Here is a 14,581-nt window from a genome sequence, read left to right on the forward strand (position 1 = left end):
CGATCCGCCAGTGCGGCCCGCCTCACTCCGCGACCGGCCGCCGGGCCAGCGACGTGCGTTCGAACGCGATGAGCAGCAGGACCGAGGCCGTGACGATCAGCAGCAACAGGGCCGCGGGCACGTGTCCGAGGAGCGGCGTGAGCGCGAGCAGCACCGCCGCGAGCACGAGCCGTTGCCGGTTCCAGCTGCCGAGGTTGCGCCGCCGCAGCGAACTGAGCGCGACCAGGTACAGCGCGAGCCCGCCGGTCAGCGCCCACAGCGCGACGCCGTGCAGTGCGTCCACTGGGCTGTGGTTCACGCTGCCGGACAGCGTGACGAACGTCTTCTTCAAGCCGAGCGCGACGAGGACGATGCCAGCGATGAGCGGCAGGTGCAGATAGGTGTAGGAATCAGTGGCGATCTTGGTGCGCGCGACGCCTTCGGCGCGGGCCAGCCGGCTCTCGGCGACGTGCGCGACCAGGTCGAAGTACGTCCACCACATCCCGGCCGACAGCGCGATCCCGCAGATCGCCGACCCGGCGACGAGCCACGTGATCGGCACGTGCCCGATCCCGATGCCGATCGCCACGATCGATTCGCCCAGCGCGATGATCACGATCAGCCCGAACCGTTCGGCGAAATGCGCCGGCGAGTGCAGCCGCCAGCCGGCGGGGCCGGTCAGGTAGACGTTGAGGTAGTCCACCGCCAGCGCGACCACCCAGAGCGCGGGCTGCCACGGTCCGCCCACGACGTCGGCGATCACCAGCAGCGCCAGGCTCGGGACCAGCCCGCGCAGCATCTTCAGCAGCACCAGGCGCAATTCGGCGTCGTGCCGCGCGGCCCCGAGGTAGGCGACGAGATGCAGTATCCGCACGACGCCGTAACACGCGACGAACAGCAACGGCCCGTCAAGCCCGCCGGGTTGGTTGGTGAGCGCCTGCGGCACCGCGAGCGCGACGAGGAACATCACCGCCATCGCGCCGAACATCGCCAGCCGCGCGATGCCGTGGTCGACATGGATCATCGTGCCGAGCCACGCGTAACTGCACCAGCACCACCACAGCACCATCAGCACCAGCAGTCCCTCGCCCAGACCGAGCAGGCTCAGGCGTCCGGACATCAGTTCGGTGGTCTGGGTGATGGCGTAGACGAAGACCAGGTCGAAAAACAGCTCGATGGTCGTGACGCGGTGGCCTTCGTCCGCGCGAACCAGATGCAACCGTCTCGTGGGCACGGCAGATGTTTACCCGGCCGAGGGGATCGGTGGGGCAAGTTTCGCGGAGAGCGTTCAGTCGAGCCCGAGAACCGCGTGCAGCACCGTCGTCAGCTCCGCCTGCAGATGCGGCCTGTTCTTGATCCGCCCAGTCCGGCTGAGATCGTTCGCGATAGTCAGCGCGGCATGCACCCGGATCTTCGCCTCGCGCGCCGGAAGCTCCGGAAACACCGCGCACAGCAAGGAAACCCACTGGTCGACGTAATCGCGCTGGACGCGGCGCAGATCGGCCTTGTCGCGCTCCGGCATGGTCGCGCGATCCGCGGTGAAGGACACCAGCAGCTCCGGCGTGCGCAGCAAAACATGCACGTACGACGCGGCGAGCCGGCCGAGCGCGGACCGTTCGTCGGGAGCCTGCAGCGCCTGCTCTGCGGCCAGCGCGAGCCGGTCGGCCGCACGGTGTCCGATCGCGACCATCAGCGCGGCCTTGCTGGGGAAGTGCCGGTACACGCTGGGTCCGGCGATGCCCGCCGCCGCGCCGATGTCCTCCATGCTCACTGTGTGGAAGCCGCGTTCGGCGAACAGGCCGGTCGCGGCGGTCAGCACCTGTTCGCGGCGGGACGGCGTGCCGAGGCTGCTCGCGACCGGCGGCGCGGGCTCTTCCGGAACCGGGAGCGAGACGTCGAGCACAGTCCGGGCCAGTTCGACCAGCAGCGGCACGAAGCGCTTGCGCGCCACCGTCGTGTGGTGCACCGCGACGCTCCCGAACACCGACAGCGCGGCCCAGCACAACAGCTCGGCGTCATCCGCGGACAGTTCCGGACGCAGCGTGAGCAGGGCTTTCGTCCACGCGTCGAGCGCCGCGCCGGACCTGCGGCGGATCTCCCGGCGCTGCTCGCGCGGCAGATGCGGACCTTCCCAGCGCCACAGCGCGGCGATCTCCCGGCGCTCGACCGCCTGTGTCGCGAGGCCGGTGAGCAGGGCGTTCAGCTGCTCCGGAGGCGGTGCGGAATCGGCGAGGGCGGCCGCGGTGGCCGACTCCATGTCGTCGATCCCGGCGAGCACGACGTAGGCGAGGATCGCCTGCTTGTCGGCGAAATGCCGGTACAGCGCGGGGCCGGTGACGCCCGCCGAAGCGGCGATGTCGTTGATCCCGACGCCGTGGAACCCCCGCGCGCGGAACAGCTCGGCCGCGACGGCGGCGAGCTGGGCCTTGCGGTCGCGAGGCCGCGAGCCGCGGGCGGAAGACGTACTCATGGTGAACTGACCATAGCGCTTATCGGAACTAGAGCAACCCATTGACACCATGGGGTTCTTCGGGCTTATGTTAATGGCCATTAGCACCTACCGGCCGGTATAGTCGGCCGCGAGATACACCGCAGTGTCCAACCATGCCGCTTCGCGGAGGAGTGTTCAGTGAGTAGCGAGGCCTACATCTACGAGGCGTTGCGCACGCCCCGGGGCAAGAACAAGGGCGGTGCCCTGCACGGCACCAAGCCGGTCGACCTGGTGGTCGGCCTCATCCAGGAGCTGAAGGTCCGCCACCCGAACCTCGATCCGCAGGCGATCGACGACATCGTGCTCGGCGTCGTGTCCCCGGTGGGCGAGCAGGGCGCGGACATCGCGCGCACCGCCGCGCTCGTCGCGGGCCTGCCGCAGACGGTCGCGGGCGTGCAGCTCAACCGGTTCTGCGCGTCCGGCCTCGAGGCCACGAACGTCGCGGCGCAGAAGGTCCGCTCCGGCTGGGACCAGCTGATCATCGCGGGCGGCGTGGAGTCGATGTCGCGCGTGCCGATGGGTTCCGACGGCGGCGCGCTGTTCATGGACCCGGCCACCGCCTACGACCACTACATCACCCCGCAGGGCATCGGCGCGGACCTGATCGCGACGATGGAGGGCTTCTCCCGCGAGGACGTCGACGCCTTCGCCGTCCGCTCGCAGGAGAAGGCCGAGGCGGCCTGGTCCGGCGGCTACTTCGCGAAGTCCGTAGTGCCGGTGAAGGACATCAACGGCGTCACGATCCTCGACCACGACGAGCACCGCCGTCCGGGGACCACCCTGGAGGGTCTGGCGAAGCTCAAGCCGGCCTTCACCACGATCGGCGAGATGGGCGGGTTCGACGCCGTCGCGCTCCAGAAGTACCACCAGGTCGAGAAGATCGACCACGTGCACACCGGCGGCAACTCGTCCGGCATCGTCGACGGGTCGGCCATCGTCCTGGTCGGTTCCGAGCAGGCGGGCAAGACCTTCGGCCTCACGCCGCGGGCGCGCATCGTCGCCACCGCCTCGATCGGCTCGGAGCCCACGATCATGCTGACCGGTCCCACGCCGGCCACCGAGAAGGTGCTCAAGACCGCGGGCCTGACCCCGGACGACATCGACCTGTGGGAGCTCAACGAGGCGTTCGCGTCCGTCGTGCTCAAGTGGCAGAAGGACCTGAACCTTCCGGACGAGAAGGTCAACGTCAACGGCGGCGCGATCGCCATGGGCCACCCGCTCGGCGCCACCGGCGCGATGCTGGTCGGCACCGTGGTCGACGAGCTGGAACGCCGTCAGGCGCGCCGGGCGCTGGTGACCTTGTGCATCGGCGGCGGCATGGGTGTCGCGACCATCATCGAGCGGGTGTGAGGATCGAGATGACCGAGAGCAAGACCATCCGTTGGGACAAGGACTCCGACGGCATCGTCACGCTGACCCTGGACGACCCGGACCAGTCGGCGAACACGATGAACCAGGCCTTCCGCGAGTCGCTCGCCGCGACCGTGGACCGGCTGGAGGCGGAGAAGGACGACATCGCCGGTGTCGTGCTGACCTCGGCGAAGAAGACCTTCTTCGCCGGCGGCGACCTGCGCGACCTGATCCAGGCCAAGCCGGAGCACGCGGCCGAGATCACCGCGTCCAGCACCGCGATGAAGGGCCAGATGCGCCGGCTCGAGCAGCTCGGCAAGCCGGTCGTCGCGGCCATCAACGGCGCGGCGCTCGGCGGCGGCCTCGAACTCGCGCTCGCGACGCACCACCGCATCGCGGCCGACGTCAAGGGCAGTCAGATCGGCCTGCCCGAGGTCACCCTGGGCCTGCTGCCCGGCGGTGGCGGCGTGGTCCGCACCGTGCGGCTGCTCGGCATCCAGAGCGCGCTGCTGAACGTGCTGCTGCAGGGCCAGCGGATGAAGCCGCGCAAGGCGCTGGAGCTGGGCCTGGTGCACGAGGTCGTGGACACCGTCGACGAGCTGGTGCCCGCGGCGAAGGCGTGGATCAAGGCCAACCCCGAGGGCGGCGTGCAGCCGTGGGACGTCAAGGGCTACAAGATCCCGGGCGGCACCCCGTCGAACCCGAGCTTCGCGGCGAACCTGCCCGCGTTCCCGGCGAACCTGCGCAAGCAGCTCAAGGGCGCGCCGATGCCCGCGCCGCGCGCGATCCTCGCCGCCGCGATCGAGGGTTCGCAGGTCGACTTCGACACCGCGATCCAGATCGAGACCCGGTACTTCGTGAACCTGGCCATCGGGCAGGTCTCGAAGAACATGACCAAGGCGTTCTTCTTCGACCTGCAGACGATCAACTCCGGCGGTTCGCGTCCGGACGGGTTCGAGAAGTTCACCGCCAAGAAGGTCGGCGTGCTCGGCGCCGGGATGATGGGCGCCGCGATCGCCTACGTGTCCGCGAAGGCGGGCATCGACGTGGTCCTCAAGGACGTCTCGCAGGAGGCGGCCGAGAAGGGCAAGGGCTACGCGGTCAAGCTCGAGGAGAAGGCGCTCTCGCGCGGCAAGACCACGCAGGAGAAGTCGGACGCGCTGCTGGCGCGGATCAAGCCGACCGCCGACCCGGCCGACTTCGCGGGCGTCGACTTCGTCATCGAGGCCGTGTTCGAGAGCGTCGAGCTGAAGCACAAGGTGTTCGGCGAGATCGAGAACATCGTCAACGCGGACGCGGTGCTGGGTTCCAACACCTCGACGCTGCCGATCACCACCCTCGCCGAGGGCGTGCAGCGGACCGAGGACTTCATCGGGATCCACTTCTTCTCGCCGGTGGACAAGATGCCGCTGGTCGAGATCATCTGCGGCGAGAAGACTTCGCCGGCCACGCTGGCCAAGGTCTTCGACTACACGCTGCAGATCCGCAAGACCCCGATCGTCGTCAACGACAGCCGCGGCTTCTTCACCTCGCGGGTCATCGGCACCTTCATCAACGAGGCGGTCGCCGCGCTGGGCGAGGGTGTCGAGCCGGCGTCGATCGAGCAGGCGGGTTCGCAGGCCGGTTACCCGGCGCCGCCGCTGCAGCTGATGGACGAGCTGACCCTGACGCTGCCGCGCAAGATCCGGCAGGAGACCCGCGCCGCGATCGAGGCCGCGGGCGGCACCTGGACGCCGCACGCGTCCGAGGCCGTCATCGACACGATGCTCGACAAGTACGACCGCAAGGGCCGCAGCAGCGGGGCGGGCTTCTACGAGTACGACGAGAACGGCAAGCGCACCGGTCTGTGGCCGGGCCTGCGCGAGGCGTTCAACTCGGGTTCGGCGGACGTGCCGTTCGAGGACCTCAAGGAGCGCATGCTCTTCGCCGAGGCGCTGGAAACGGTGAAGTGCTTCGACGAGGGCGTCCTGACCTCGATCGCGGACGCCAACATCGGGTCCATCTTCGGCATCGGCTTCCCGGCCTGGACCGGTGGCGTGATCCAGTACATCAACCAGTACGAGGGCGGCCTGCAGGGCTTCGTGGACCGCGCCCGCGAACTGGCAGCGCGCTACGGCAGCCACTTCGAGCCGCCGCAGTCGCTGGTGGAGAAGGCCGCCAAGGGCGAGATCTACGAATAGAGCATGCTCTTGTGACGGCGGGGCCGCTCCGGGGATTTCCCCGGGGCGGCCCCGTTTCCGTGTTGGGAGGGGACGATGACGGAACCGCAACTGCCGGTCTTGGACGAACATCGGATCGTCGTGGACGCTGACGCCGAGACCGCCTGGCGTGCGGTCAACGAGGTCGCCGACCGGGTTTCCGGCCGAGTGGCCACCGGATACGCCTGGGCGGTGGGCGCCGCCGACTGGAAGGCGACCGGTCCTCGTCCCCTCGCCGAGGGCTCGACTGTTCCGGGGTTCCGGGTCGTCGCCGCTGAACCGCCCAGGTTGCTCGCGCTCGCCGGACGTCATCGGTTCTCCGAGTACCGTCTCACCTTCCGGCTCGAACCCGGTGCTGAAGGGCAGACATTGATCCGAGCCGAGAGCCGAGCCCGGTTTCCCGGGGTGCTCGGGGCTGGCTACCGCTTGCTCGTCGTGGGAAGCGGCGGGCATGTCTTCAGCATGCGGAGGATGCTGGGAACGATCGCGCGCCTCGCGAACGGTTGATTCCCTATTTCTGAAGCGCTGATTCTACGTTTTTCGCGGCAATGGCTTCTTGCTCCATTCGTGGCAGCCGGGCAGCCCGCGCATCTGCGATACGGCGACCGGACTGTGGGCAACGCAGGCGCTGCGGGAGGGGACACCTGCTCCCGCGACGATCATCGGTGACGACGACGTCTCCCGCTAGGTCGCGGATTCCGTTGCGCGGGAACGTAATCGCGCACTGCCGCACTACTAGCTCGCGCTCGCGAGCGCCCCTGCCTCGCACGCGAAAGGCCTCGCACGCGACTTCTACGCCCAAGACAAACCACTCGCGGTACTGCGCGTTCAGGGCGGCGAGGTCGATCCGCAACTGCAGGGCTTCTGCGGAAAGGCGGTCGCCCGCGCGTCAGACCCGTGGTGCCCGGCGGACGGCTGAGCCGTTGTAACAGTTTTCCGCGCTTTGTCGACTCCTCGCATTGGACCGCGAGGAGGTGCCGCATGCTGCGGAAACTGGGGATGGCTTTGGCTGCCGGCGTTCTGGTCGCCGGATGCGGAGCGGCACCGGCCGGAAACGCCCCGTCGGCTGTCACGAGCGAGTATTCGCCGCCGCCGACGACCTCCAGCGCGCCCGAAACGTCGGCGACGCCAACGACACCGGCAACGTCGATCGCGGCACCGGTGACCGACCCGCCGACCACGGTGGCCAAGCCCAAGACCCAGGCCGCCCCGCGGACCACGACGTCCCAGGCCGACGCATCGGATCAGGCCGCGCCGGATCCGGGCCCCGCCGACTGCGGTTCCGACTACTACCGCAACTCCTCCGGAAACTGCGTCCACCGCCCGGACTCGAGCCCCTCCGGCGCGACCGCCCAGTGCAACGACGGCAGTTACAGCTACAGCCAGCACCGTTCCGGCACCTGCTCGCGCCACGGCGGCGTCAAACAATGGCTCTGAAGCCGAGCGTTGGGCCAAACGGACCAGTCCGGTAAGTCGGATCGATCACGAACCGCCCGTTCCGTCCGACCCGACCGGTAGCGTGCGAATCCGGTACGGCATACGGAGCGGGGGACGTGGTGGCGCGGGCGGGTTCGGGGCCGATCATCGTGGTGCTCGCCTCGTGCGGGCTGGTCGCGTCGTTCATGCAGACGCTGGTCATCCCGTTGATTCCGGCGTTCCCGAGACTGCTGAACACCATGCCGACGGACGCGTCGTGGGTCGTCACCGTCACGCTGCTCGCGGCGGCGGTGTGCACCCCGGTCGCCGGGCGGCTCGGCGATCTTTACGGCAAGCGCCGCGTGCTGCTGGTGAGCCTGACGGTGCTGATTGCCGGATCCATCGTCTCGGCGCTTACCAGCTCGCTCGCGCTGATGATCGTCGGTCGCGGGCTGCAAGGGTGCGCGATGGGCGTCATCCCGCTCGGGATCAGCATCATGCGCGACGAACTGCCGCCGGAACGTGTCAGCGGCGCGATTTCGCTGATGAGCGCGACGCTCGGCGTCGGAGGCGCGATCGGCCTGCCGGTCGCGGCGATCGTGGCCGAGCACGCGGACTGGCACGTCCTGTTCTGGGGTGCGGCCGGGCTCGGGCTCGGTTGTGCGCTGCTGATCCTGCGGTTCGTTCCGGAATCGCCGGTCCGCACGCCCGCCCCCTTCGATTTCCTCGGCACGCTCGGGTTGATCGTCGGCCTCACCAGCCTGTTGCTGCCGATCGTCAAGGGCGGCGAGTGGGGCTGGGGCAGCCCGGCGACGCTCGGGTTCGCCGCGACGGCAGTGGTCGTTCTCGCTGCCTGGGGCTGGCATCAGCTGCGCCGCCGCGATCCGCTGGTCGATCTGCGCGTTTCGGCGCGGCGGCCGGTGCTGTTCACGAACCTCGCGTCGGTCCTGGTCGGTTTCGCGATGTACGCGATGTCGTTGTCGTTCCCGCAGTTGCTGCAGGCGCCTTCGGTTACCGGCTACGGCCTCGGGCTCAGCATGGTGCAAGCCGGGCTGTGCCTCGCGCCGAACGGGCTGGTGATGATGGCGCTGTCCCCGGTGTCCGCACGGCTGACCAACCGCTACGGCGCCCGCGTCACGCTCATGACCGGGGCGACCGTGATCGCGGTCGGGTACCTCTTCGCGATTTTCCTGATGGCCAACGCGGTCGAGCTGATCATCGCGTCGGTGATCATCGGGGCGGGCGTCGGAATCGCTTACGCGGCAATGCCCGCGCTGATCATGAGCGCGGTGCCGGTCACCGAAACGGCGTCGGCGAACGGGCTCAACTCGCTCATGCGTTCCGTCGGCACCTCGACCTCCAGCGCGGTGATGGCCACGATGCTCGCCCATCTGACGATCACCGTCGGCTCGTTCACCGTGCCGTCGCTCGCCGGTTTCCGCGCGACGTTCGCGGTCGCCGCGGTCGCGGCGGTGGCCGGGCTGGCGTTGACCGCGGCGGTGCCGCGATTCCGTGCCGCCAGCCCGGACCTCGCCCGCGTCTAGAGCTTCGTGAGTGGCAATCGCGGTTCTAACCGGGATTGCCACTCACGAGTCAGAGCAGCGGCGGAACAGCCGCGTCGATCAAATGCGGTCCCGGCTCGGCGACTGCCCGCCGGAACTGCTCGGCCAGTTCCTCCGCGGTCGTCGCCCGGGTCGCCGGAACGCCCATGCCCTCGGCGATCTTCACGAAGTCCAGGTCCGGACGGCCGATGTCCAGCAGGTCCTTCGCTCGCGGTCCGTCCCCGGACGCACCGACGCGCTGCAACTCCATCCGCAGGATCGCGTACGCGTTGTTGTTGAGCACCACCGTGGTCACGTCGAGGTTCTCGCGCGCCTGCGTCCACAGCGCCGAGATCGTGTACATCGCGCTGCCGTCGGATTCGAGGTTGATCACCGGCCGCTTCGGTGCCGCGATCGCCGCGCCGACCGCCACCGGCATCCCGTAGCCGATCGCGCCGCCGGTCAGGGTCAGCACGTCGTGCCGCGGCGCGCCTGCCGTCGCGGCGGGGAGCATGAGCCCGGACGTGTTCGCCTCGTCCACGATGATCGCGTTCTCCGGCAGCAGCGCGCCGATCACGTCGACCCAGTTCTGCACGGTGAGCGGACCGCTCGGCAGCTCCGGCCGTCCGGGCCCCTGCAGGACCGGTTCGGTGTCCGCGGCGACCAAGGCGGCGACCGCTTCCAGCGCGGCCGGGACGTCCTGGCCGACCGTCGCGAGGACGTGGACGTCCGCGCCTTCCGGGGTCAGCTCGCTCGGCATGCCGGGGTAGGCGAAGAACGAGACCGGCGCCTTCGTGCCCGCGACGATCAGGTGCTTGATCCCGTCCAGCTGGTACTTGGCCTGTTCGGCGAGATACCCCAGCCGTTCGATGTTCGGCAGGCCGGCCCCGCGTTCGAGCCGCGCCGGGAACGTTTCGGCGAACGCCTTCACCCCGGTCGCGGCGACGATCCGGCTGGTCGCGCGCAAACCGGCTTCACGGCAAGCGGATCCGCCGATCAGCAACGCCACGGACTCGCCGCTGCGCAGCACGTCCGCGATCTTCTGCACGGTCGTCGCGTCGACCGTCTGCGGCACACGCGGCGGAATCGGCGCGCACGTTTCGCCGCCCTCGCCCCACGACGCGTCGGCGGGAAGGATCAGCGTCGCGACCCGGCCCGGCGCGTCCTGCGCCGCCGCGACCGCTGCCGCGGCGTCCGCGCCGACGTCCTTCGTGTGCCCGGACCGGCGCACCCAGCCTTCGAGCGAGCCCGCGACGGCGTCGATGTCCGACTCCAGCGGGGCGTCGTACTGCTTGTGATAGGTGGCGTGGTCGCCGATCACGTTGACCACCGGCGTGTGCGCGCGGCGCGCGTTGTGCAGGTTCGCCAGGCCGTTCCCCAGACCCGGACCGAGGTGCAGCAGCGTCGCGGCGGGCTTGCCGGCGACCCGCGCGTACCCGTCCGCAGCACCGGTCACGACGCCCTCGAACAGTGCGAGCACGCCGCGCATCTCCGGCACCGAATCGAGCGCGGCGACGAAGTGCATCTCCGACGTGCCGGGGTTGGAGAAGCACACGTCGACCCCGCTGTCGACGAGCGTGCGGATGAGGGACTGGGCGCCGTTGAGCGTGGTCACTGTGCTCACTTTCCGGTTCGCGCGAACAGAACGCCGGGGTTCAGGATCCCGGCCGGGTCGAAGCTGTCCTTGACCCGGCGCAGCAGATCGAGCTTCGCCGGGTTTTCGAGCTTTTCGTAGTACTTCGTCTTGGTGCGGCCGAGGCCGTGCTCGCCGGAGATCGCGCCGCCCAGTTCGTACGCGTAGCCGAAGATGTCGGTCAGCAACTGGGAGCGCGTGTCCGGGTCCTTGCAGAAGATCGCCAGGTGGACGTTGCCGTCGCCGGCGTGCCCGCAGCCGATCGCGCCGCCGCCGGTCGCCATCGCCAGCTCGCGTGCTTTGGCCAGGAAGGGCGGCATCGCGGTCCTCGGCACCACCACGTCGATCACGTCGTCCGCGCCCGCGGCTTTGGCGTTCCAGAAGGCTTTTTCGCGGGCTTCGATCAGCTTGCGCGCGGCCCCGCCTTCGAGCACGTACGCGTCGACCGCGCCGAGTTCGGTGAGCAGTTCGCCGAGCGCTTCGACGTCCTCGTCGAGCCGGTCGGCCACCCGGTTTTCCAGCGCCACGGCCAGATACGCCTGGGTCCGGTCCCGGATTTCCGCCGGGACGCCCAGTTCGAGCTTGTCGTTGTAGACCATCGCGGCCATCGTCATGTTGTCGATGTACTCGAGGATCTGCGGGGCGAGACCGCTCGCGGCGATCTTCGGCACCGCCGCCATGACCTGCTCGAAGTCGTCGAACGGGGCGAGCACGGTCGCGCCGTGCGGCAGCCGAGGCTGCAGCTTCACGGTCACCTCGGTCACCAGCGCGAGCGTGCCCTCGGAGCCGATGATCAGCTGGGTGAGGTCGTAGCCGCTGGAGATCTTCGACATCCGGCCGCCGGTGCGGATGATCTCGCCGGTCGCGAGCACCGCCTGCAGGCCGGAGACGTTGCCCCGGGTGATGCCGTAGCGGATCGCGCGCATCCCGCCGGCGTTGGTGCCGACGGTGCCGCCGACGCTCGCGCTCAGCTCGCCGGGGTAAACCGGGTAGGTGAGGCCGTGCTCGGCGGTCTTCGCGTCGAGTTCGGCCAGCGTGACGCCCGGCTGGACAACGGCGACGTGGTTGCCGGTGTCGATCTCGAGCACCGAATTCATCCGCTCGAACGAGACGACCAGCCCGCCCTCGACCGGCCGTGCCGCGGCGGACAGCCCGCTGCCGGACCCGCGCGCGGTCACCGGGATGCCCTCGGCCGCGGCGATCTTCAGCAGCGCGGAGACCTCTTCGGCGCTGGCCGGCTTCGCGACGTACGCCGGTTTCTGGCCCGGCGTGCTGAGCGCCTCGTCGTGCGCGTAGTCGTCGGAAATCGCGTCACCGGTCAACAGGTTCCCCGCTCCGACGGCACCTGCCAGCTGTGTTGCGATCTCGCTCATGCCACTCCCTCGTGCGCGCGCGTACGTCGTGGCCGCAGCCTAGCCGCTCTGCCGCGGAGCTGGCCATGAATAGTTTTCACGTTAGCGCACGCGGGCACGAAAAAGGCCACGCCGCGCGCGTGGCCAGGAGGGAGAGAGAACCCAAGCAGGGACCGGCCCGCGCCAACAGGCCGGCCCCTGGGTTAATCCTCGGTGCCGGTCAGACGAGCCAGCCGAGCACGTGCGCCAGGTGCGCGAGCAGACCCGAGATCAGGTCGTGGCCGTGGTGCGCGTGCTGGGTGAACATCTGCATTGAGGGGCTCCTTGTTCGGATTGTTCTTTCTTGGTGCTCTCGCGAGGAGCCAACGCAGATTTCCACCGGCCCGCTCACGGTGTCAAAACGCGGATTTCCCTGTCCTGGCAAGGGATCGGCGGCCGGGGAATCTTCCCATGTTAAACATGTAAGGCTTTCGTGTTTGGTGCCGGGGGTGCACTGTGGACTCTTCGCCACGGTTCGTAGCGGGCATCGGCTTCGATCACCCTGGGTAGCAGAAGCGCACTGCGGCAACCGGGCGGCGTCGCCTCTCGAACCGGTGAAGGCGAAGCCACGATTGGTGAGTTCGCGAGGTTCACACCGCCGGGTGATCAACAGGCGGGGATCCCTTGTCTGGCAGGGAATCCGGGGGATGGTTCATGATCGCGGAGGGTTAACCCGGCTTCACTCTGGCGGGACAATCCCGCCCGATCGGACTGCGAAAAAGGCCGGTCCCTCCGCAGCGGAGGAACCGGCCCTTGCCGGGTGACTCGTCAGTCCGCGCGCGCGAACGACAGCGTTTCGCCTTCGACGCCGCGCAGCCACAGATCCTGCGCGGCCGCGGCCATCTCGGACAGGCCTTCCTCGATCGTCGCGAACACGTTGCCGGGCACCCAGCCCGCGTCGCCGTTGATCAGGAGGTTGTTGCGGCCGTAGAAAATCGCGAGATCCGTGGCACCCTGGTCGCTGTGCGCCTCGCTGCCCTCGTCGTAGCCGTACGCCGGGTTGCCGATTTCCCACGCCTCGAATCCGAAGTAGACAACATCGCCCGGGATCGGGGTGATGGTCGGATTCTCGCGGCCCGGCTTGGGTTCCGCGAAGGGCGGCACGAGCGTGTAGACCTCGTTGCGCGCGTACTTCGCGTGGTAGGCCGAACCGCTCTGCGGCAGTGCGTCCCACACTGCCTTGCAGGTGCGCGGTGCTTCGTCGTCGAGCAGCCGTGCGCGGCAGGTGACGCCGCGCTTGTCGAGGCTGATGGTGATGTAGCGCGCCATGCCTCAGCTCCCCGTAACCGAAGTGACGACGTCGCCCCAGATGCGCAGCGCGTCGTCGACCTGTTCCGCGTTGACGACCAGCGGCGGCACCATGCGCACGACGTTCGAGTACGCGCCACAGGTGAGCAACAGCAACCCGCTCTTCGCGGCTGCCTGCTGCGCGGCCTGCGCCGTGGCCGTGTCGGGTTCGCCGTCCGCAGTGGTGAACTCGGTGCCCACGAGAAGCCCGAGACCGCGTACGTCGCCGATAGCCGGCGTCTTGTCCGCGATGAGGCGCGCGCCCTCCAGCAGCTGACGGCCGCGCTCCGCGGCGTTCTCGACCAAGCCTTCGTCCTTGATGACGTCGAGCGTCGCGATAGCCGCCGCGCACGACACCGCGTTGCCGCCGTACGTGCCGCCCTGCGAACCCGGGTACGCCTTCGCCATCAGCTCTTCCGAAGCGGCGATGCCGGAGAGCGGGAAGCCGCTGGCGAGGCCCTTCGCGATCAGCACGACGTCCGGGTGGACGTCGAAGTGGTCGTGGCCCCAGAACTTGCCGGTGCGGCCGAACCCGGCCTGCACCTCGTCGAGCACCAGCAGGATCCCGTGCCGGTCGGCGCGCTCGCGCAGCCCGGCCATGAACTCGGTGTTGGCCGGGACGTAGCCGCCCTCGCCGAGCACCGGCTCGATGAAGAACGCGGCCGTCTCGCTCGGCGCGGAGACGGTCTGGAACAGGTAGTCCAGCTCGCGCAGGGCGAATTTCGTCGCCGTCTCCTCGTCCCAGCCGTAGTGGTAGGCGTACGGGAACGGCGCGACGTGCACGCCGGACATCAGCGGCGAGATGCCCGCGCTGAACCGCGTGCCGGAGGTGGTCATGGACGCCGCGGCGACCGTGCGGCCGTGGAAACCTCCCTGGAAGACGATGACGTTCGGCCGCTTCGTCGCCTGCCGGGCCAGCCGCAGCGCTGCCTCCACGGCCTCGCTGCCGGAGTTGGCGTAGAAGAGCGAATCGAGCCCGGACGGCAGCACTTCGCCGAGCTTGCGGGTCAGTTCGAGCAGCGGCTGGTGCATCACCGTCGTGTACTGGCCGTGCACGAGTTTGCCGATCTGCTCGCGCGCGGCTTCGACCACGCGCGGGTGACAGTGCCCGGTGCTGGTCACCCCGATGCCCGCGGTGAAGTCGAGATGACGTTTCCCGTCCACGTCGTAGAGGTAAACCCCTTCACCGTGGTCGACGACGACGGGCGTTGCCTGCTTGAGCAGCGGGGAAAGCTGGGCCATGCGGCGCCCTCCTGGATGCGGGTGGAGACGGTTGTCGATTGTTGACAATATCC

Annotated in this window: 11 protein-coding genes; 5 read left to right on the forward strand and 6 right to left on the reverse strand. The window is 69.1% G+C overall.

Annotation, left to right across the window (positions count from 1 at the left end; all coding sequences use genetic code 11):
* Positions 1–22 precede the first annotated feature (22 nt).
* A complete protein-coding gene (locus H5411_RS30525) occupies positions 23–1,213 on the reverse strand; it encodes a low temperature requirement protein A (protein ID WP_183125835.1) in 1,191 nt (396 codons plus the stop codon).
* A gap of 54 nt (positions 1,214–1,267) precedes the next feature.
* Positions 1,268–2,449, reverse strand: a complete 1,182-nt coding sequence (locus tag H5411_RS30530) for a TetR/AcrR family transcriptional regulator (protein WP_183125836.1) — start codon at positions 2,447–2,449, stop codon at positions 1,268–1,270.
* A gap of 159 nt (positions 2,450–2,608) precedes the next feature.
* Here H5411_RS30530 and H5411_RS30535 point away from each other — a divergent pair, with 159 nt between their 5' ends.
* The 5 genes from H5411_RS30535 to H5411_RS30555 all read left to right on the forward strand — a co-directional run bounded on the left by H5411_RS30535 (position 2,609) and on the right by H5411_RS30555 (position 8,978).
* The gene (locus H5411_RS30535; RefSeq protein ID WP_101437891.1) at positions 2,609–3,820 is read left to right on the forward strand and encodes an acetyl-CoA C-acetyltransferase; all 1,212 of its coding nucleotides are present in this window, start codon (positions 2,609–2,611) and stop codon (positions 3,818–3,820) included.
* Between the two features lie 8 nt (positions 3,821–3,828).
* Positions 3,829–6,000 (forward strand): 3-hydroxyacyl-CoA dehydrogenase NAD-binding domain-containing protein, encoded by a 2,172-nt coding sequence (locus H5411_RS30540; protein ID WP_101437892.1) that lies wholly within the window; start codon positions 3,829–3,831, stop codon positions 5,998–6,000.
* A 75-nt stretch (positions 6,001–6,075) separates the two neighbouring features.
* Positions 6,076–6,525, forward strand: coding sequence for an SRPBCC family protein (locus H5411_RS30545; RefSeq protein WP_101437893.1), 450 nt, complete (start codon positions 6,076–6,078; stop codon positions 6,523–6,525).
* Between the two features lie 474 nt (positions 6,526–6,999).
* On the forward strand, positions 7,000–7,455 hold the full coding sequence (locus tag H5411_RS30550) for a DUF3761 domain-containing protein (protein WP_183125837.1): 456 nt from the start codon (positions 7,000–7,002) through the stop codon (positions 7,453–7,455).
* Between the two features lie 116 nt (positions 7,456–7,571).
* Positions 7,572–8,978: an MFS transporter gene (locus H5411_RS30555; RefSeq protein ID WP_416333209.1), complete on the forward strand. Its 1,407-nt coding sequence runs from the start codon at positions 7,572–7,574 to the stop codon at positions 8,976–8,978.
* Between the two features lie 49 nt (positions 8,979–9,027).
* Here the strand turns inward: H5411_RS30555 and H5411_RS30560 are convergent, their stop codons facing one another.
* The 4 genes from H5411_RS30560 to H5411_RS30575 form a co-directional block, all read right to left on the reverse strand.
* Complete coding sequence (locus tag H5411_RS30560) at positions 9,028–10,590, reverse strand: acetolactate synthase large subunit (protein ID WP_183125838.1); 1,563 nt, start codon at positions 10,588–10,590, stop codon at positions 9,028–9,030.
* A gap of 5 nt (positions 10,591–10,595) precedes the next feature.
* Positions 10,596–11,981 carry an FAD-binding oxidoreductase gene (locus H5411_RS30565; protein ID WP_183125839.1) on the reverse strand — a complete coding sequence of 462 codons (1,386 nt, stop codon included), beginning with the start codon at positions 11,979–11,981 and terminating at the stop codon, positions 10,596–10,598.
* Between the two features lie 786 nt (positions 11,982–12,767).
* On the reverse strand, positions 12,768–13,268 hold the full coding sequence (locus H5411_RS30570) for a DUF3830 family protein (protein WP_009082826.1): 501 nt from the start codon (positions 13,266–13,268) through the stop codon (positions 12,768–12,770).
* Positions 13,269–13,271: 3 nt separating this feature from the next.
* Positions 13,272–14,528 (reverse strand): aspartate aminotransferase family protein, encoded by a 1,257-nt coding sequence (locus H5411_RS30575; RefSeq protein WP_183125840.1) that lies wholly within the window; start codon positions 14,526–14,528, stop codon positions 13,272–13,274.
* Between the last annotated feature and the right edge of the window lie 53 nt (positions 14,529–14,581).

The sequence above is a fragment of the Amycolatopsis echigonensis genome, assembly GCF_014174495.1.
GTDB classification, from domain to species: domain Bacteria; phylum Actinomycetota; class Actinomycetes; order Mycobacteriales; family Pseudonocardiaceae; genus Amycolatopsis; species Amycolatopsis echigonensis.